Origin of the sequence: Streptomyces sp. NBC_01808 (assembly GCF_035917395.1) — a bacterium.
In the GTDB taxonomy this organism is placed as follows: Bacteria; Actinomycetota; Actinomycetes; order Streptomycetales; family Streptomycetaceae; genus Streptomyces.
Map to the genome: position 1 here is coordinate 5,756,514 of NZ_CP109072.1, position 18,041 is coordinate 5,774,554.

Sequence of the window (18,041 nt, forward strand, 5' to 3'; positions counted from 1 at the left end):
ACCCACAAAGCGGGCACCGCTGAGCGCGCCGGCGGCACGTCAGTGGATTACGACGGAAAAGTGCGTGCTCAGCCGCGGGGCGCCGAACGGCGCGGCCGGAAGTCGACCTGGAGATCCCCGCGTCGTCGCGGGAGAAGACCGGCGAAGGTCAGCGAGCGCCGGGCCGGGCGGGAGAGCTGTCGGTACTGCAAGGTCGGCTCGGATCCACCGCAGTCCCCACCTCCTCCGGCCGGGCCCTGTCGAAGGGCGTGTGTGTCGAAGCCGTTCGCGTGCTGCTCATGTGCTGCCTGTGCGTCGGGGATGTGCCCGCGCCGTACGTACGACGCGCATCAAGCCGACACGCAAGGTTAGCAGCCGCCGGTGAACCGGCCGCCCGCGTTGACGCTCCCCCGGCGCCCGTAGGCTGAGGCCCATGGCGTACGACGACGTGCTCGCGCAGGTGGAACGGCGGCTGACCGGGGCGTTCGGCGAGCCCGACGCGCGGGCGTCGGTGACCTTCATCGGCACGGACCGCATCGAGGTGGCGCGTTTCACGTCGGCCACCGCCGAGGGCGGGCCGCTGCTGCGCTACGCCACCCTCGGCATGTCCGCGCAGCCCATGACCGACCCCGCGCAGGCGCTGGCCGACCCCTTGCGCGGCCCGCGCGCCGAACTGCTGCTGACCGTACGGGCCGGCCTCGCCGACACCGACAAGGTGCTGCGCCCGCTCGCCGTGCTCGCCGCGTCGCCCCAGGTGGAGGGCGTCGTCGTGGCGCCGGGGGCGTCGCTGGAGGTGGGCGAGCCGCTGTGGCCTGGCGCGCCGTTCCGCGCGGTGCTGGTCGCGGAGCCGGGCGGGCTCGTCGACGACGTGGCGCTGCCGGAGCCGCGGGAGCCGGTGCGGTTCCTGCCGCTGCTGCCGATGACGCCGAACGAGGCCGCGTGGAAGCGGGTGCACGGCGCGGCGGCGCTGAACGAGCGCTGGCTCGCGGCGGGCACGGACCTGCGCGACCCGCTGCGGCGCGGGGTGGAGCTGGGCGCGTAGCGCCGCCTCCCCGGGCACGCCGTACGGGGACGGGGCGGCCGCCGGCGCGCGCGCCGGGACGGCAGCGCGGGCGGCCCCGGACGGGTGATCGTCCTTGACGACGCGGCGGCCGGAGAGGACCGTAAGTTCCTATGAGGGGCGAACCCAGTTGCCCGAAGTGCGGCGGGCGGGTCCGGGCGCCCGGTCTCTTCACCGACTCCTGGCAGTGCGAGCGGCACGGACCCGTGCAGCCGCTGCAGCCCGTCATACCGCCCAGCGTCGAGGCGCTCGGGGTGGTGGTGCACCGGGCCCAGGTGCCGGTGTGGATGCCGTGGCCGCTGCCCCTGGGCTGGCTGTTCACGGGCGTCGCCAACGCGGGCGACGACCGCAGCGGCGGCCGGGCCACCGCCGTCGCCTGCTCCGGACCCGGGCCGCTGGGCGGTCCTGGCGAGCTGATCCTCGTCGCCGAGGAGCTGGGCGTCGGACTCGGCGCGCGCTTCGCCGGCGTGCAGGGGCCCGACCCCGGGCCCGGGATGTGCACCGACAAGCCGCCGGACGCCAAGGTCATCGCCGCGGGCCGGCCCACCCCGCTGTGGCACGTCGGCGGCGTGCCCGCGGACCGGGCGGTCTTCGCCGGGGAGGCGCGCGGGCTGTGGCTGTGGGCGGTGGTCTGGCCGGAGCAGTCGGGACTGCTGCTCTACGACGAGCTGGTGCTCACCGACCTGCGCGACGCCGGCGCCGAGATCGAGCTGCTGCCCTGCGGGGCGCTGTCGCCGCGGCTGCTCTGACCGGGGCCGCGCGACGGGCGTCCGCGAAGCCGCACCTTCTCGGTTGGACAGCCGCCCGGGACCGTAAGCTGGGTGCCTTCCAGCGACCCCGAGCCCGTGCGAGGTACCGTCCGTGCGCATCGACCTGCATACCCACTCCGCCGATTCGGACGGTACGGACACCCCCGCCGAGCTGGTGCGCAAGGCGGCGGCGGAGGGTCTGGACGTCGTCGCGCTCACCGACCACGACGGCGTCGGCGGCCACGCCGAGGCGATCGAGGCGCTGCCCGCCGGGTTGACGCTCGTCCCCGGCATGGAGCTGTCGTGCGACCTCGACGGCATCAGCCTGCACATGCTCGCGTACCTCTTCGATCCCGAGGAGCCGGAGCTGACCCGCGAGCGCGACGCCGTGCGCAACGACCGGGTGCGCCGGGCCCGGCTGATGACCGAGCGGCTGATCGAGCTGGGCGTGCCCCTCACCTGGCAGCGCGTCCAGGAGATCGCCGGCGAGGGCGCCATCGCCCGGCCGCACGTGGCCAGCGCGATGGTCGAGGCCGGCGTCGTCGACTCGGTGCAGGACGCGTTCACCGACGAGTGGATCGGCTCCGGCGGCCGGGCGTACGTGGAGAAGCACGAGCTGGACCCCTTCGACGCCATCCGGCTGATCAAGGGCGCCGGCGGCGTCACGGTCTTCGCCCACCCGCTGGCGGTCAAGCGCGGCGTGTGCCTGCCGGAGAGCGCGGTCGCGGAGCTGGCCGCCGCCGGCCTCGACGGCATCGAGGTGGACCACATGGACCACGACGAGGAGACCCGCGCCAGGCTCCGCGGCACGGCCGCCGACCTGGGCCTGCTCGCCACCGGCTCCAGCGACTACCACGGCGCGCGCAAGACCTGCCGCCTGGGCGAGTTCACGACGGCCCCGGAGGTCTACGAGCAGATCGTGGACCGCGCCACGGGCGCGACCCCGGTCAAGGGCTGACCGCGCGCCGGGGCGTTCGGTCCGGCGGGCCGGCAGGCGACGCTGCCGGCCGGGGCCCGTTTCGTACGGGACGCCTTAAGCTCCTGGCGTGTTCGATCTCGCCCTCTTCGGCTCGGTCTTCGTCACGCTGTTCGTGATCATGGACCCGCCCGGCACCACGCCGATCTTTCTCGCGCTCACCTCGGGCCGGCCGCTCAAGCTGCAGCGCAAGATGGCCATGCAGGCGGCGGCCGTCGCCTTCGGGGTGATCGCGGTGTTCGCCGTCGGCGGCCAGCAGATCCTCGACTACCTGCACGTCTCCGTACCCGCGCTGATGGTCGCGGGCGGGCTGCTGCTCCTGCTGATCTCCCTCGACCTGCTCACCGGCAAGGCCGAGGAGCCCACCCAGACCAAGGACGTCAACGCCGCCCTCGTACCGCTGGGCATGCCGCTGCTCGCCGGGCCCGGGGCGATCGTGACCGTCATCCTGGCGGTGCAGGACGCGCACGGGGTGCGCCAGGAACTGGCGGTGTGGGCGGCGATCGTCGCGATCCACCTCGTGCTGTGGGTGACGATGCGCTATTCGCTGCTGATCATCCGGGTCATCAAGGAGGGCGGCGTGGTGCTGGTCTCGCGGCTGGCCGGGATGCTGCTGGCGACGATCGCGGTGCAGCAGATCGCCAACGGCGTCACGGAGTTCATCCAGCAGGCGTGAGCGCGTACCGCGCCGTCACACCCCGAGGCCGCGGGCGCCCGGGCCGCGCTCGCCCAGCCGGTCGTCGGTGTTGGCCAGCGCGCACTTGTCGAGCGACAGGCAGCCGCAGCCGATGCACTCGGTGAGGTTGTCGCGCAGCCGCTCCAGCCGGCGGATGTGGGTGTTGAGGTCCTTCCGCCAGCCCTCCGACAACTGCGCCCAGTCGGCGCGGGTGGGCGTACGGCCCTCGGGCAGCACCGCGAGCGCCTCGCGGATCGCCGCCAGCGGGATCCCCACGCGCTGCGAGGCGCGGATGAACGCGACCCTGCGCAGGGTGTCCCGGGAGAAGCGGCGCTGGTTGCCGGTGGTGCGGCGGCTGCTGATCAGGCCGTGGCGCTCGTAGAAGCGCAGCGCCGACCGGGGGACTCCGCTCCGGTCGGACAGCTCGCCGATCGTGGCTTCCCTGGCCCGCGGGGAGAGGTGGTGCGTCATGTCCGCCAGGGTAACTTGACCTCAACCACGGTTGAGGTTCTATGCACCACTACCGGTCGGCCGACCAGAACGCGGCGAGCGCGGCGGCGGTCTCGGCCGGGCGGTCGACGTTGGGGGAGTGGTCGGCGCCGTCGACGACGGTGCGGTGGGCCCGCAGCCGCCGCGCCATGTCGTCCATCTGCGCCACGGGCCACACGTAGTCGGACGTGCCGGTGAGCACGTGCACGGGCAGCGGCAGGCCGGCCAGCTCCGCGGTCCTGTCGGGCTCCTCGCACAGTTGCCTGGCGGTGGCCTTGAGCTGGGCGGGGCTGGTGCCGAGCCAGCGGCGGTGCAGGAAGTCGTTCACGTCGGCGGGGATGCGGGCGTCGGCGGCCTCGGGCGGGTCGAAGGCGCGCATGGCCTGCCAGACGGTCTCCATGTCGTACGTGGCCAGAGCGTCGCCGAGGAGCTTCGCGCGGGACTGCTGCTCGTCGCAGACGACGCCGGGACCGCAGCTCATCAGGGTCAGCGAGGCGAAGGCGCCGGGCGCGCGGAGGGCGGCGGCGCGGGAGATGTGCCCGCCGAGGGAATGCCCGAGGAGGTGGAGCGGGGGATCGTCGGGGGCGGTGAGCGCGGTGGCGAGGGCGAGGAGGTCCTGCGCGAGTTCGTCCTGCGCGTACGCGGCCTCGTCGGCGGGGCCCTCGGTCTCGTACTGGCCGCGGCCGTCGACGGCGAACACGCGGAAGCCGGCGGCGGCGAGGGGTTCGAGGAGGGCGATGAAGTCCTCCTTGCTGCCGGTGAACCCCGGCAGCAGGAGCGCGGTCCCGTGTACGGGCCGCCCGGCCCGCAGCGCGGCGAACGCCCCCCGGGGGGTCTCGACCCGCAGGGCCTCGACCCCACCCGGCAACGCGACGAACGGCGGCTTGCTCATCCCCCGACCCTAGCCGCGGCCGTACTCTTGCCGCTCCGCGGGGGCGCGGGGGAGCGGCACCGAGGCGGCCCGGCCGCAGCGTCGTGCGCCGGGTGTCGGCGAGGCGGGCCCGCGACCACTGGGCGGCAGGGCGGCGGCACTGTCGGCCGCGGCAGGGGCCTCCGGCGGTCGTTGACGAAGCCACCGGCGATCGCGGCGGGATCGCGGCGGCGGGGCGGCGGCGCCGTGGTGGCGGAAGCCGCCGTTCCCGCCGGCGGCGCCCCCTGTCGCGTATCGCCTCCGCTCGCTGCAAGCCGCGGGCCCGGGACGTACGTCACGACGTATGTCCCGGGCCCGAACGGACTTGCTGTGCTACTCCGCCGCGGGCGTGCCCGCGTTGCCGCTGCGGGTGCGGCGACGGCGGCGGCGCGGCTTGCGGGGTGCGGCGTCCGCCGCGGCCGCGGCCGGCTCCGCCGCGGTCTCCCGCGGCTCGGCGGCGGCCCCGGCGCCCTCGGCGGCCTCGGCCGCCACCGGGCGGCCGCTCCGCGTGCGGCGGCGCTCCCGCTGCGTACGGGTCCGCTTCGGGCGCTCCTCGGTGGCCGACCGGCGCGAGCCCGCGCCGCGGCGGCCCCCGCCCGTCTCGCCCAGGTCCTCCAGCTCCTCGGCGCCGAGCCCCGCGCGGGTGCGCTCGGCGCGCGGCAGCACGCCCTTCGTACCCTCCGGGATGCGCAGCGCCTCGTACAGGTGCGGGGAGGTGGAGTACGTCTCCTCGGGGTTCTCCAGGTCGAGCTCCAGCGCCTTGTTGATCAGGTGCCAGCGCGTGATCTCGTCCCAGTCGACCAGCGTGACCGCCGTGCCGGACGCGCCCGCGCGGGCGGTGCGGCCGATGCGGTGCAGGTACGTTTTCTCGTCTTCCGGCGTCTGGTAGTTGATCACGTGCGTGATGCCGGCGACGTCGATGCCGCGCGCCGCCACGTCCGTGCAGACCAGCACGTCGACCTTGCCGTTGCGGAACGCCCGCAGCGCCTGCTCGCGCGCGCCCTGGCCCAGGTCGCCGTGGACCGAGCCGGCGGCGAACCCGCGCCGGGTCAACTGCTCCGCGACGTCCGCGCACGTGCGCTTCGTACGGCAGAAGATCATGGTCAGCCCGCGGCCCTCGGCCTGGAGGATGCGCGCCAGCATCTCCGGCTTGTCCATGGAGTGCGCCCGGAAGGCGTGCTGCTCGACGGCGGCGACCGTCGCGCCCTCGTCGTCCGGCGCGGTGGCGCGGATGTGGGTGGGCTGCGACATGTAGCGCCGGGCGAGGCCGATGACCTGCCCCGGCATGGTGGCCGAGAACAGCATCGTCTGCCGCCTGGCGGGCAACTGCTGGATGATCTTCTCGACGTCCGGCAGGAAGCCGAGGTCCAGCATCTCGTCGGCCTCGTCGAGCACCAGCACCTTGATCTTCGACAGGTCCAGCTTGCGCTGGCCTGCGAGGTCGAGGAGGCGGCCGGGGGTGCCGACGACGACGTCGACGCCCTTCTTCAGCGCCTCAAGCTGGGGCTCGTACGCCCGGCCGCCGTAGATCGACAGCGCGCGGACGTTACGGACCTTGCCGGCGGTCAGCAGGTCGTTGGTGACCTGGACGCACAGCTCGCGGGTGGGGACGACGACGAGCGCCTGCGGGGCGTCCGTCAGGGCGCCGGTGTCGGCGCGACCGTTCTCGACGTCGGCGGGGACGACGACCTTCTCCAGCAGGGGAAGGCCGAAGCCGAGCGTCTTACCGGTACCGGTCTTGGCCTGGCCGATCACGTCGGTGCCGGCGAGGGCCACGGGAAGGGTCATCTCCTGAATGGGGAAAGGAGTGGTGATTCCCACGGCCTCCAGGGCCTCAGCAGTCTCGGGGAGGATCCCCAGGTCTCGAAACGTGGACAGGATGCTTGCCTCTTCTGTCGGTCGCGGCGAGCGGCGGGGGACGGGGGTCGTACCGCGCGGGGTGGCGCGGGACCACTTCAACCGTCACTCGCGCGCTCAAGCCGCGAGAATTCCCTCCGGCGGTGTGCGTACGGCGGGACAGGCCGCACGGGCTCCGCTGAGAGCGGTCGGGGTCGGAGCCGATCGGGCCACCGACCGGGCATCCTTCAGTACATGCTTCCCACGCGCCTCCGGGCTCACGCCCGCGGCATGGGGGACCCGCCGTGACCGGCGAGTGCTATACCACTCTACCTAAAATCGTGCAGCCGTGTTGTGCGATGTCTCATAGTCCACGGGCTGACCAGGCTCTTCCCAGGTCCCTGCGGGCCGCTATATTCCGCTCCTATGGAGACTCCCCCTGCCGACGAGGCCGCACCCCAGGACACCGGCGAGACCAGCGGAACCGGCGACGCCGGCGACACCGCCGCCGCATCCGGCGTAGCCGCCGAGGACTGGGCGCAGGCCGCCGCCGACCCGCAGTACCGGGCCGCGGTCGTTGACCTGCTCGGCGCCCTCGCCTACGGCGAGCTGGCCGCCTTCGAGCGGCTGGCGGAGGACGCGAAGCTGGCGCCCGGCGTGGAGGACAAGGCAGAGCTGGCGGCGATGGCCGCCGCCGAGTTCCACCACTTCGAGCGGCTGCGGGACCGGCTGGCCGAGATCGACGAGGACCCGGCGCGGGCGATGGAGCCGTTCGCCGCCGCGCTGAACGAGTTCCACCGCCAGACGGCGCCGTCCGACTGGCTGGAGGGCCTGGTCAAGGCGTACGTCGGCGACTCGATCGCCAGCGACTTCTACCGCGAGGTCGCGGTCCGGCTGGACTCCGACACCCGCGGTCTGGTGCTGAGCGTGCTGGACGACACCGGGCACGCGACCTTTGCCGTAGGGAAGGTCCGCAGCGCGATCGAGGCCGACCCGCGGCTGGGCGGCCGGCTGGCGCTGTGGGCGCGGCGGCTGATGGGCGAGGCGCTGAGCCAGGCGCAGCGGGTGGTGGCGGAGCGGGACGCGCTGTCGATGATGCTCGTGGGCGGCGTCGCCGACGGGTTCGATCTGGCGGAGGTGGGGCGGATGTTCTCACGTATCACCGAGGCGCACACCAAGCGGATGGCGGCGCTCGGCCTCTCCGCATAGCGCGGCGCCCGGGCGGTCCGCCCGGGCGCGCGTGCGTCTTCCTGGTTCCAGGGGTGGGTACGGGTACGGACCGCTCAGCGCACCGGGCGGCCCGCCAGGTACGCCGCCGCGGGGCGGCTCCGCTCCCGGTTCTTGACCAGCAGCGACAGTATCGCCGCCGAGAAGGCTCCGGCGACCGGCAGGACGATCGGCAGATTCCCCGCGCCCAGCACCGTGTGGGCCAGGGCGGCGCCGAGGACGGCGGCCCCGGGGCCTGTGGCCAGCGTCAGGTTCCGGTGCCGGAACCGATCCGGATAGCGGGAGAGTGCGGCCAGCGCAATCGCCAGGCCGATGACTGCGGAGAGTACGGCTGCCAGGATCATCATCTCTCGCCCGCCCTTCGTTGGGCCCCACTGCTGGGGTGAACCGGACGCTCCGGATCTACCCGCATGGATCCGCGGGCAAACGACGGCCCCCCGGTGTCGGACACCGGGGGGCCGGACGAGCTGCGCGAGCGGGGGATCCGCCCTCAGAGGGCGCCGAAGCCCACCTTGCGCGCGGTGGGCGCGCCGATCTCCACGTAGGCGATGCGGCCCGACGGCACGAGGATCTTCCGGCCGCGGTCGTCGACCAGGGTCAGCACCTCCGACTTGCCGCCGAGCGCGTCCGCCACCGCGCTCTCGATCTCTTCGGCGGACTGCCCGCTCTCCAGGCTGATCTCTCGGGGGGCGTGCTGCACGCCGATCTTGACCTCCACGGCCTGATCCCTTTCGGTCAGTTGGATGTACGAGTGCACACTAACCCGGCGTGCACACCCCGCGGGACCGATGCCTGCACGCCCGCAGCGAACACCGCTACGGGACGTGTCCGCGGGCCGCCCCTACGGCTGTTCCGGGCCCCCGTGCAACGGGAAGCCGGCGATGCCGCGCCAGGAGAGCGAGGCGATCAGGCGGGCGGCCTCGTCGCGCGGGATGGACCGGCCGGAGCCCAGCCAGTACCGCGCGGTGATCTGCGCCATGCCGCAGAGCCCCACCGCGAGCAGCATCGCCTGCTCGACCGGCAGGTCGGTGTCCTCGGCGATGACCTCGCTGACCGCCTGCGCGCAGTCCAGGCTGACCCGGTCGACGCGCTCGCGCACCGCGGGCTCGTTGGTCAGGTCGGACTCGAAGACCAGCCGGAAGGCGCCGCCCTCGTCCTCGACGAAGGCGTAGTACGCGTCCATCGTGGCGGCGACGCGCTGCTTGTTGTCCGACGTGGACGCGAGCGCCGCGCGCACCGCCTGGAGCAGCGCGTCGCAGTGCTGGTCGAGCAGGGCGAGGTACAGCTCCAGCTTGCCGGGGAAGTGCTGGTAGAGCACCGGCTTGCTGACGCCGGCGCGGTCCGCGATGTCGTCCATGGCGGCGGAGTGGTACCCCTGGGCGACGAAGACCTCCTGGGCCGCACCGAGGAGCTGGTTGCGGCGCGCGCGGCGGGGAAGCCTCGTACTGCGTGGACGCGTCTCGGCCTGCTCCATGGCTGTCACTGCGCCTCCTGGTTCCTGAGATGATCGCCCCCGGGACGCCGGGCCTGTCCGGCGGGCCGACCGCAGGTGCCATCGTACGTGCGGGTAATCGTCCGGCGCTCCGTCGCTGCGCGAAATTTCATCGCCCCTGACCCGGGGTGAACCGGGGCAATGCCGGGCACGTCACCGGTATTCGTCCTCGTCCTGTTCGACGACGCGCGCCTGCTCGGCGGCGTCCGCGGGGTTCGCGTCGACGCCGTCGCGCTCGCCCGGCGTGACGTCCTCGTCGCGCTGGTCCACCTCGGCGCGCTGCTCCGCGGCGTCCGCCTCCGGGGTCTCGGCGTCCCGTTCCGCGGGGTCCTCCGCTCTCCCGGGTTGCCCCGTACGGCGGGCGGGCTCGTCGAAGGTGTCCGAATCCTGCGGGTCGGCCGCCATGGCGTCGTCTCCTGTCCGCGTCGTTCGTCACCCGGACTTCGGGCACAGTTTCGGGTGGTGTCCTCCATACGTCCTCCGTACGAGCGTAAGAGAGGGTGCTTTCGGCCGCGAGGCGGCTTGTGAGCGCGAACACATGAACCACTGCGTGACTGTCTCGTAACATTGCCCCCATGCCGTCGACAGAGCGCTCTCTGGCGGGCGACGAAGTATCCCCGGCGAACGGCTCGCCCGGGACTGTGCCGCCCTCTCCTCCCGAAGGCCGGGGCGGCGTCGAGCGACGGCGGGTGACGCTCCCCGGACTCACCGTCGCCGTCCGCGGCCACCCCCCGGCGCGCGCGGGACTGCCGCCCGCGGTGTACGTGCACGGGCTCGGCGGCTCCGCGCTGAACTGGGCCGGCCTCGGCCCCCTGCTCGCCGCCCGCGTCGACGGCGACGCCGTCGACCTCCCCGGCTTCGGCGACTCCCCGCCCCCCGACGACGGCGACTACTCCCTCTCCGGCCACGCCCGCGCCGTCATCCGCTACCTCGACGCCGCCGACCGCGGCCCCGTACACCTCTTCGGCAACTCGCTGGGCGGCACCATCGTCACCCGCGTCGCGGCCCTCCGCCCCGACCTGGTGCGCACCCTCACCCTCGTCTCCCCGGCGCTGCCCGAACTGCCCCCGCAGCGCTCCGCGATGCCCACCGCGCTGCTCGCCGTGCCCGGCGTCACCGCGCTCTTCGCCCGGCTGACCCGGGACTGGACCGCGGAGCAGCGCACCCGCGCGGTGCTGGCCCTCTGCTACGGCGACCCGGGCCGGGTCAGCCCGGAGGGCTTCGCGGAGCACGCGCGGGAGTACGCCAGGCGCATGCGGCTGCCGTACCACTGGGACGCGCTGGAGCGGTCGGCGCGCGGGGTCGTCGGCGCGTACACCCTGGGCGGGCAGCATTCGCTGTGGCGGCTGGCCGAGCGGGTGCTTGCCCCTACGCTGCTGATCTACGGCCGGCGCGACCAACTCGTATCGTTCAGGATGGCGCGGCGGGCGAAGGCCGCGTTCCGCAACTCGCGGTTGCTGGTCCTGCCTGCGGCCGGGCACGTGGCCATGATGGAGTACCCGGAAGTGGTGGCCAGGGCGTTCACCGAGATGCTGGACGAGTACGAGACAGGGATCGCAGACGCGAGCCCCGGCAGGAGCTGACACACACGGTGGGCAGGCACAGCGCGTCCGGCAAGGGCAAGAAGGCGCGGGACGGCGGCGGGACCCGGTCGGGGTCCGGGCCGGCGCCCGGGTCAGGGCCGCGGCCGCCGCTGCCGCGGCGGGGCGACACGGGGCCGATCCCGCGGATCAGCGACACGGGCCCGATCCCGCGGGTGACGGACACGGGTCCGGTGCGGCGGGTCTCCGACACGGGTCCTGTGCCGCGGGTGCCGCCTGCGCCGGGGGACGGGCGCACGGTCTCGGGTACGGGCGCGCTGCCGCGGTTCGGCGATACGGGTCCGGTGCCGAGGGTCTCCGATACTGGTCCGGTGCCGCGGGTCTCCGATACGGGGCCCGTTCCGCGGGCCGGCGGTACCGGTCCGATTCCGCGGGTCTCCGACACGGGCCCCATCCCGCGCTCCGCCGGTACCGGACCGATGCCGCGGGTTTCCGGCACCGGGCCGATTCCCCGCGTCTCGGACACCGGGCCGACGCCGCGGGTCGGCGACACCGGGTCGATGCGGCGCGTCGCCGGGCCCGGCGGGCCGCCGCCCGTGCACGGGATGCCGCGCCCGTCCCGTGGCCGCACGGCCCCCACGGACGACACCGGCGAGCGCCCCCTCGGCCACCCCGAGCACCGGGAGCCCGGCGGCGGGTGGGGTGTCCCGCCGTACGAGCAGCCCGGGCGCGGGCTCGGCGCCGCCACCGTCGCCGCCACGCCCACGCCCGTACGGCAGGACTACCTCGATGCCTTCGACGGGCCGGGGCCCGGCCACGCCGCCGGTCCCACCGCGCGCCGCCCCGGTGACGTGCCGGGGCCCGCCCCCGCCGCCGACGACCTCGGCTGGCCGCCGCCCGGGGACGAGGGACCGCCCGACGACGCCGCGACCGCCCTGCACCCCACGGGCGGCGGCCACCGCCGCCGGCAGCGTTCCACCAACCGCGGCCGGGTCGTGACCGGAGTCGCCGCCGCCGTCGTGACGTGCGCGCTCGCCGCGGCCATCGCCGGCCAGGTCTCCGACGGCCGCGCCAAGCGCGCCGACGCCGCCGCCTCCGACGAGCGCAAGCAGCGCGCCGGCCCCGACGACGACGCCGCCTCCCGCTCCGGCGACCGCGACGACCCTGCGGCCCCGGACGACCGGGACGGCTCGGACGCCGGCGAGGACGCGCGGGCCGTGCCCGCCACGTACACCGAGAAGATGGCGGCCACGTACCCCCTCAGCCGCAACCTCACCGGCTCCGGCAAGCTCACCACCGTCCCCGGCCGCGACAAGGCGCCCGGCCGCGGCGAGGTCGTCACCTACCGCGTGGACGTCGAGGACGGACTGCCGCTCGACGGCGAGCTGTTCGCGGCCGCCGTGCACAAGACGCTCAACGACGAGCGCAGTTGGGGCGGCCGGGGCGACCGCACCTTCGAGCGGGTGGGCCGGGACCAGGAGTCCGTGTTCGTCATCACCCTGGCCAGCCCCGGGACCACCGACGAGTGGTGCGCCAAGTCGGGGCTCGACACCGGCGACGAGGACGTGTCCTGCGACTCCGCCGCCACCGAGCGCGTGATGATCAACGCCTTCCGGTGGGCGCAGGGTTCGAAGACCTACGGCGACGACATCCACGCGTACCGGCAGATGCTCATCAACCACGAGGTCGGCCACCGGCTCGGGAACGGGCACGTCGGCTGCGCGCAGGACGGCGCGCTGGCGCCGGTGATGATGCAGCAGACGAAGTACCTGTCGACGGACGGCGCCACCTGCAAGCCCAACCCCTGGCCGTTCCCGCGCGACTGACCCCCGGCGGGTGACGGGAGCGGGCAAAACGCCCCACACCCCGAATAGTCACGGGTATTCACCCCTTCCGGTGGTGCGACGGACAACCGTCCATCGCGCTGCCCCTCCGCGTGCGTACCGTCCTCCCACCGGATGGAGCCACAGCAGTTTCGGGGGTGTTCTCGTTGCGCATCGGCCTTCTCGCGGAGGGCGGATTCCCGTTCGCCGCGGGCGAGTCGCCGGGGTGGTGCGACCGGCTCGTACGCGGGCTTGCGCACCATGAGTTCGACGTTTTCGCGTTTGCGGTCGATGCGGCGCAGGAGGCGTCGGGGCTCGTACCGCTGCCGCCGCAGGTGCGGGCGGTGCACGTCGCGCCGCTGTGGCGCCCGGTGCCCGGCGAGCGCCGCTACGGGCGCGCCGAACGGCGCCGGTTCGCCGAGCACTTCGCGGAGTTGGCGGGCGCGCTGGCGGCCGGCGGCGCCGGGGAGGTGCCGGGGCGGGAAGCCGGGCGGGAGTCCGGGCAGGACCGTTTCGCTTCGGGTCTTTACGGGCTGGCGGAGCTGGCCAGGGACGCGGGCGGGCCGGGGCGCGCGCTGCGCGAGGAGCAGGCGGTGCGCATCCTGGAGCGGGCCTGCCGGGCGCCGGGCGTACATCCGGCGGTGCAGGGGGCGCGTGTCGCGGAGTTGCTGACGGTGGCGGCGCATCTGGACCGGGCGCTGCGGCCGTTGGGCGCCGGGTGGTACGGGGACGGCGGCGCCGGGCTGGCCGGGGCCGCCCTGTGCCACGCATTGTCCGGCGGCCCGGCGGCGCTGCCGGGGCTGCTGGCGCGCCGGTTCTTCGGCACGCCGCTGCTGGTGACGGAGTACGGGGTGCGGCTGCGGCGGCACTACCTGGAGAGCGGCTGGGGGGCGTACGCCGGCGGCACCGTGACCGTACGGGCGCTGGTGGCGGCCTTCCACCGCCGGCTGGCGGCCGAGGCGTACGCCAAGGCGGCCCTCGTGACCCCGGGCAACGCGCACGCGCGGCGCTGGGCGCTGCGCCTGGGCGCGCCGGGGCACAGGCTGCGGACGGTGTACCCGGGCATGGACGCGGCGCGGTTCGCCGAGGTGGCCGACCTGCCGGCGGCCGGGGACGACAGCACCCTGGTCTGGGCAGGACGGATGGAGCCGGCCGTCGATCTCATCGCGCTGCTGCACGCGTTCGCGGAGATCCGCAGGGAGGAGCCGGCCGCGCACCTCGTCGTGGCGGAGACGGGCCCCCCGGCCGCCGCCCACGCGGGCTACCGCGACCACTGCCGCGCGCTGGCCGCCCAGCTCTTCCCCGACGAGGCGGCCGACGCGCACGCGGTGGGCGCCAGCCCGGTGTCGTTCGAGGAGATCGGCGACCCGTCGCTGCCGGACCGCGCGGCGGCGTATGCGGCGGGCGGGGTGACGGTGCTCTCCAGCGTCGTGGCGGGCTTCCCCGTGGGCCTGGTCGAGGCGATGCTCTGCGGCCGGGCGACGGTGTCGACGGACGTCGGCGCGGTCCGGGAGGTCATCGGCGGCACGGGCCTCGTGGTCCCGCCCCGGAACCCGCGGGCGCTGGCGGACGCCTGCCTGGCGCTGCTCCGCGACCCGGCGCGCCGCGCGCGGCTGGGCGCGGCGGCGCGGGCGCGGGCGGTGGAACTGTTCACGGCGGAGCAGAACGTGGACGCGTTCGGCTCCCTCTACCTGGAGCTGGCCTCCCACGGCCCGGCCCCCGCCCCGGCCCGTGCCACCCCGCACCCCTTCGCGCACCCTCCGGAGGCGTATCTGGCGGCCACGCCGGTGCCGGATGCCGGCCGGGTGGGTGCGGGCGCCGTGCTTGAGGGGGCCGACCGATGACGGACGGCCCGAGAGCGACTCCGGAGCCGCAGACGCGGGAGCCGTCGCCCCCCACGCCGGCGGAAGACCTGGCGGAAGCCCTGGAGGAAGCTTTCGGCCCCCGCCCGGAACCCCCCGCCGTAACGTCCCTCCACCCCCCGCCCGCCGAAGGCGAGGCGGGTTCCCCCGGCGCGGGGGCGGCGGAAGCTGCGGGGACAGGGACTGCTGCGCCAGGCGGGCAGGCAGTTTCCTCAGGCGCCGCCTCGCGGCGCGCCGAGGGCGCTGCGGCCGCCGGGCACCCGGGCCCGCCCCGCACCGCTCAGTCGGCTCCCCCCTCCGCCCCGGCCGAGCCTGCCGGGCCCGCCGCGGGCGGGGCTGCTCCCGTCGCCGGGTCCTCGGCCGCCGCGGCCCCGGCCGTCCGGCCGCGGCGCGGGTCCGCCGATCCCGTGCGGGGGCTCATGTACCGGCACCGGGAGTTGTGCCGGCGGGCCGTCGATCCGCTGGAGATCGCCGCCGGGCTTGAGGCGCACGGCGTCACCGACCGGACGGCGGTGCGGTACCGGCACCGGGATGTGTTCTCCCTCGCCGAGGAGGTGTACGTACGGACCCGGCGGCCCGGCGCCGAGCCTCCGCCGCCGGGCGGCCCCCGGCCCCGTACCCCCCTCGCCCCGCTCGCTCATCTCCTGCCGCTCGGCGGCGGGTTGCTCGTGCTGGGAGCCGCCGGGCTGCACGGCCGGGTGCAGGTGGCGCTGACCGCCGCAGGCGTCGCCTGGGCCGTGGTCGCGCTGGTGCTCGGGTTGCAGCGGGGGCCCCTGCGGGTCGGGGCCGGGCTGCCGCCCGCGGCCGGGCTCGCCGTCGGGTGGCTGCTGGCGTACGCGGTCTACGGGGACTGGTTCCTCGGCGAACTGCTCGGCGGCGCCACCGGCGTCACCCGCGCGCCCGTCGTGCCGTACGCCACCGCCGCCGCACTCGCCGCGCTCACCGCCGCCGTGCTGCCCGCCGCGGCCGTCGCCCGGTGGTTCGCCGCCCGTGCCGGCGGCGGCCTGCGGGAGAGCCGCGATCTGGCCGAGTTCCGCGCCCGGGCCCGCCCGCTGCTCGCCGCCGCCGTCGCCGCCGTGCTGGCCGTCCTCGGCGCGCTGCAGCTCGCCGCCGTGGCCGCGGGACCGGCCCTCGGCGAGGCCACTCCCCGGCCCGCCGTCCCCGCCGCCGCCTGCGCCCTCGGCGCACTGCTCTTCCTCGCCCGGCTGCTCGCCGTGCACGGCTTCCCCCGGGCCGCCGCGTACGGCCTCGCCGCCGCCTGCGCCGCGCAGGTCACGGCGCTGCTGCTGGTCCTGGCCGCCCGGGTTCCCGGGCTTGCCGTGCTCGGCCGTCCGGTCGAGCTGCTGGTCGCCGGCTCCGCAGGTTTCCGTATGGCCGCCGTGCCTGCGGTCGCCTGCGGCCTCGCCGCGCTCGCGCTGCTGGCGTACGCCGGCCGCGCACTCACCCGAGCCTCCGCTCATCGCAAGGAGCACAACGAGATGACCGCACCACCACTGGCCACGCCCAGCTCGAACGACGGGGGTGCGCGATGAGGGTGTTGCTCATCGGCGGCACCGGCTTCGTCGGCCGCTACGTCGCCGACCGCCTGCTCGCCGACCCCGCCGTGCAGCTCACCGCGCTCGGCCGCGGCGACGACGCCGACGTGCGGTTCGACCTGTCGTCCGGCAGCCCGGGCGCGCTGACCCGGTTCCTCGACGCCGTGCACCCGGGCGTCGTCGTCAACTGCGCCGGCACCACCCGCGGCAGCGCCCGCGACCTGACCCGGCACAACACCGTCGCCGTCGCCACCCTCTGCGAGGCCATGCGGCGCAGCAGTTGCTCGGCGCGGCTGGTGCACGTGGGCTGCGCCTCGGAGTACGGGCCCTCGCCGGCCGGCTCGTCGACGGCCGAGGACGCGCTGCCGCGCCCCGGCGGCCCGTACGGCGTGAGCAAGCTGGCCGCGACCGAGCTGGTGCTCGGCTCCGGGCTCGACGCCATCGTGCTGCGGGTGTTCTCGCCCGCGGGCCCCGGCACCCCGGCGGGCTCCCCGCTCGGCCGGCTGGCGGAGGCGCTGCGGCGGGCGATGCAGCAGGGCGACGGCGAGCTGAAGCTCGGCGGGATCGGCGCGCAGCGGGACTTCGTGGACGTACGGGACGTGGCGCGGGCGGTGCACGCCGCGTCGCTGTCGGCGGCGCAGGGCGTGGTGAACATCGGCGGCGGGCGCGCGGTGCGGCTGCGGGACGCGGCGGCGGCGCTGGCGCGGATCGCCGGGTACAGCGGCCAGTTGCACGAGTACGACACGACGCTGACCGGCCGGATCCCGCAGCCCGCGGGCGCGGGACACGGCCTCGGGCACGGCGGCCACGGCCCGGGGCACGGCATGGGCCACCCCCTGGGCCACGGCCACGGTCCCGCGCACGGACCCGGCCACGGCACGAACGGCGGCCCCGGCGCGGAACCGGCGGCGGTCGCCGCGGCGTATCCGTATCCGGACGGGTGCGGCGCCTGGCAGCAGGCGGACATCAGGACGGCACGGGACCGCCTCGGCTGGCGGCCCCGGATCGGAATCGAGGAGAGCCTTGCGGACATCTGGATGGAGGCGGCATGCCGCATCTGAGACCTGACGGGCCGGGCAGACCGCCCGGCGCGGCCGCGGCGCTACGGGACCTGCCGGGCGTACCGCCCGTGCCCGAGGGCCGGCGGCAGCACCCGCCGCAGCCGGCCGGGACCCCCCTCCGCCTCGCCGTCCCCGGCTACGCGCACCCCCTCGTCGCCCCCGTCGAGTGGGGCGAGCTGACCCGGCCCGCCGCCGCGGGCGCCGTCCACTGGACGGTGCTCGACGTCGCCGGCGGGCCCGGCGCCCGTCCTGACCCGCACTGCCTGGACGCCGCGGGCCGGCTGAAGTCGGCGCGGGTGCGCACCCTGGGGCTGCTCGATCTGCGCCACGGCCGCCGCCCCTTCGGCGAGTTGATCACCGAGGCGCACCGGTTCCTGGAGTGGTACCGCGTCGACGGCTTCTACTTCCGCCGCTGCCCCGCCGACCGCGACCTGCTGCCGGAGGTCCTGCGGGTCACGACGACGCTCGGCGCGCTCGCCCCGGGCGCCCACGTCGTCCTCGGCATCGGCACGCACCCGTACCCCGGCTACGCCGAGGCCGCCGACCAGCTCGTCACCTTCGCCGGCCCGTGGGCGGACTACCGCTGGTCGCAGGTCGCCGAGTGGACCGCGGAGCACCCCGCCGAGCGGTTCTGCCACCTGGTCCACGGCGTACCGCCGACGCATCTGGACGAGGCGATGCGGGTCGCCCGCTGGCAGGGCGCGGCCTCGGTGTTCTTCACGGACCGGCCGGGCTGGGAGGCGCTGCCCGGCTACTGGGACGACCTTGTCTCGCGTCTCGGACAGGGTGTCTCGGAATGAGGAGGCGCGTGGCAGTGTTACCGGA

18 protein-coding genes are annotated in these 18,041 nt (G+C 75.5%); 11 read left to right on the forward strand and 7 right to left on the reverse strand.

Annotated elements, in window-relative coordinates; all coding sequences use genetic code 11:
- Window positions 1–412: 412 nt before the first annotated feature.
- From OG946_RS25575 to OG946_RS25590, 4 genes are all read left to right on the forward strand, one after another.
- Complete coding sequence (locus OG946_RS25575; RefSeq protein WP_326798346.1) at window positions 413–1,021, forward strand: suppressor of fused domain protein; 609 nt, start codon at window positions 413–415, stop codon at window positions 1,019–1,021.
- Window positions 1,022–1,152: 131 nt separating this feature from the next.
- Complete coding sequence (locus tag OG946_RS25580) at window positions 1,153–1,788, forward strand: DUF6758 family protein (protein WP_101421731.1); 636 nt, start codon at window positions 1,153–1,155, stop codon at window positions 1,786–1,788.
- 112 nt (window positions 1,789–1,900) lie between these two features.
- Entirely contained in the window at window positions 1,901–2,746 is an 846-nt protein-coding gene (locus tag OG946_RS25585; protein WP_326798347.1) for a PHP domain-containing protein, read from the forward strand.
- Between the two features lie 88 nt (window positions 2,747–2,834).
- Window positions 2,835–3,440, forward strand: coding sequence for a MarC family protein (locus OG946_RS25590; RefSeq protein WP_101421729.1), 606 nt, complete (start codon window positions 2,835–2,837; stop codon window positions 3,438–3,440).
- Between the two features lie 15 nt (window positions 3,441–3,455).
- On the opposite strand, the gene soxR is transcribed toward OG946_RS25590, so the two are convergent.
- The 3 genes from soxR to OG946_RS25605 all read right to left on the reverse strand — a co-directional run bounded on the left by soxR (window position 3,456) and on the right by OG946_RS25605 (window position 6,627).
- The gene (gene soxR, locus OG946_RS25595; protein WP_326798348.1) at window positions 3,456–3,911 is read right to left on the reverse strand and encodes a redox-sensitive transcriptional activator SoxR; all 456 of its coding nucleotides are present in this window, start codon (window positions 3,909–3,911) and stop codon (window positions 3,456–3,458) included.
- A gap of 49 nt (window positions 3,912–3,960) precedes the next feature.
- Window positions 3,961–4,821: an alpha/beta fold hydrolase gene (locus OG946_RS25600; RefSeq protein ID WP_326798349.1), complete on the reverse strand. Its 861-nt coding sequence runs from the start codon at window positions 4,819–4,821 to the stop codon at window positions 3,961–3,963.
- Between the two features lie 351 nt (window positions 4,822–5,172).
- Window positions 5,173–6,627 (reverse strand): DEAD/DEAH box helicase, encoded by a 1,455-nt coding sequence (locus OG946_RS25605; RefSeq protein ID WP_326798350.1) that lies wholly within the window; start codon window positions 6,625–6,627, stop codon window positions 5,173–5,175.
- Between the two features lie 474 nt (window positions 6,628–7,101).
- Here OG946_RS25605 and OG946_RS25610 point away from each other — a divergent pair, with 474 nt between their 5' ends.
- Complete coding sequence (locus OG946_RS25610) at window positions 7,102–7,884, forward strand: ferritin-like fold-containing protein (protein ID WP_326798351.1); 783 nt, start codon at window positions 7,102–7,104, stop codon at window positions 7,882–7,884.
- Between the two features lie 74 nt (window positions 7,885–7,958).
- Here OG946_RS25610 and OG946_RS25615 read toward each other — a convergent pair whose 3' ends face one another.
- From OG946_RS25615 to OG946_RS25630, 4 genes are all read right to left on the reverse strand, one after another.
- Window positions 7,959–8,249, reverse strand: coding sequence for a hypothetical protein (locus OG946_RS25615; protein ID WP_442814484.1), 291 nt, complete (start codon window positions 8,247–8,249; stop codon window positions 7,959–7,961).
- A 143-nt stretch (window positions 8,250–8,392) separates the two neighbouring features.
- On the reverse strand, window positions 8,393–8,620 hold the full coding sequence (locus OG946_RS25620) for a DUF3107 domain-containing protein (protein WP_018834999.1): 228 nt from the start codon (window positions 8,618–8,620) through the stop codon (window positions 8,393–8,395).
- 123 nt (window positions 8,621–8,743) lie between these two features.
- Window positions 8,744–9,385 (reverse strand): TetR/AcrR family transcriptional regulator, encoded by a 642-nt coding sequence (locus OG946_RS25625; protein ID WP_326798352.1) that lies wholly within the window; start codon window positions 9,383–9,385, stop codon window positions 8,744–8,746.
- Between the two features lie 162 nt (window positions 9,386–9,547).
- Window positions 9,548–9,799: a hypothetical protein gene (locus tag OG946_RS25630; RefSeq protein ID WP_326798353.1), complete on the reverse strand. Its 252-nt coding sequence runs from the start codon at window positions 9,797–9,799 to the stop codon at window positions 9,548–9,550.
- 170 nt (window positions 9,800–9,969) lie between these two features.
- Between OG946_RS25630 and OG946_RS25635 the strand changes: the two genes are divergently transcribed.
- The 6 genes from OG946_RS25635 (at window position 9,970) to OG946_RS25660 (ending at window position 18,016) form a co-directional block, all read left to right on the forward strand.
- Entirely contained in the window at window positions 9,970–10,977 is a 1,008-nt protein-coding gene (locus OG946_RS25635; RefSeq protein WP_326798354.1) for an alpha/beta fold hydrolase, read from the forward strand.
- Between the two features lie 437 nt (window positions 10,978–11,414).
- Window positions 11,415–12,761, forward strand: a complete 1,347-nt coding sequence (locus tag OG946_RS25640) for a DUF3152 domain-containing protein (RefSeq protein ID WP_326798355.1) — start codon at window positions 11,415–11,417, stop codon at window positions 12,759–12,761.
- 155 nt (window positions 12,762–12,916) lie between these two features.
- The gene (locus tag OG946_RS25645; protein WP_326798356.1) at window positions 12,917–14,602 is read left to right on the forward strand and encodes a DUF3492 domain-containing protein; all 1,686 of its coding nucleotides are present in this window, start codon (window positions 12,917–12,919) and stop codon (window positions 14,600–14,602) included.
- 425 nt (window positions 14,603–15,027) lie between these two features.
- Window positions 15,028–16,152, forward strand: a complete 1,125-nt coding sequence (locus OG946_RS25650; RefSeq protein ID WP_326798357.1) for a hypothetical protein — start codon at window positions 15,028–15,030, stop codon at window positions 16,150–16,152.
- Window positions 16,149–17,216, forward strand: coding sequence for an NAD-dependent epimerase/dehydratase family protein (locus OG946_RS25655; protein WP_326798358.1), 1,068 nt, complete (start codon window positions 16,149–16,151; stop codon window positions 17,214–17,216). Before OG946_RS25650 ends, OG946_RS25655 begins: the two co-directional genes overlap by 4 nt.
- Window positions 17,204–18,016 carry a spherulation-specific family 4 protein gene (locus OG946_RS25660; RefSeq protein WP_326798359.1) on the forward strand — a complete coding sequence of 271 codons (813 nt, stop codon included), beginning with the start codon at window positions 17,204–17,206 and terminating at the stop codon, window positions 18,014–18,016. The genes OG946_RS25655 and OG946_RS25660 overlap by 13 nt, the downstream gene beginning before the upstream one ends.
- The last annotated feature ends 25 nt before the right edge of the window (window positions 18,017–18,041 follow it).

Bases quoted from the DNA above. Each gene is read 5' to 3' on its own strand.
- OG946_RS25575 (WP_326798346.1), top strand. From the start codon at position 413: ATGGCGTACGACGACGTGCTCGCGCAGGTGGAACGGCGGCTGACCGGG.
- OG946_RS25580 (WP_101421731.1), top strand. From the start codon at position 1,153: ATGAGGGGCGAACCCAGTTGCCCGAAGTGCGGCGGGCGGGTCCGGGCG.
- soxR (WP_326798348.1), bottom strand. From the start codon at position 3,911: ATGACGCACCACCTCTCCCCGCGGGCCAGGGAAGCCACGATCGGCGAG.
- OG946_RS25600 (WP_326798349.1), bottom strand. From the start codon at position 4,821: ATGAGCAAGCCGCCGTTCGTCGCGTTGCCGGGTGGGGTCGAGGCCCTG.
- OG946_RS25605 (WP_326798350.1), bottom strand. From the start codon at position 6,627: ATGACCCTTCCCGTGGCCCTCGCCGGCACCGACGTGATCGGCCAGGCC.
- OG946_RS25610 (WP_326798351.1), top strand. From the start codon at position 7,102: ATGGAGACTCCCCCTGCCGACGAGGCCGCACCCCAGGACACCGGCGAG.
- OG946_RS25615 (WP_442814484.1), bottom strand. From the start codon at position 8,249: ATGATGATCCTGGCAGCCGTACTCTCCGCAGTCATCGGCCTGGCGATT.
- OG946_RS25630 (WP_326798353.1), bottom strand. From the start codon at position 9,799: ATGGCGGCCGACCCGCAGGATTCGGACACCTTCGACGAGCCCGCCCGC.
- OG946_RS25635 (WP_326798354.1), top strand. From the start codon at position 9,970: ATGCCGTCGACAGAGCGCTCTCTGGCGGGCGACGAAGTATCCCCGGCG.
- OG946_RS25640 (WP_326798355.1), top strand. From the start codon at position 11,415: ATGCCGCGGGTTTCCGGCACCGGGCCGATTCCCCGCGTCTCGGACACC.
- OG946_RS25655 (WP_326798358.1), top strand. From the start codon at position 16,149: ATGAGGGTGTTGCTCATCGGCGGCACCGGCTTCGTCGGCCGCTACGTC.
- OG946_RS25660 (WP_326798359.1), top strand. From the start codon at position 17,204: ATGCCGCATCTGAGACCTGACGGGCCGGGCAGACCGCCCGGCGCGGCC.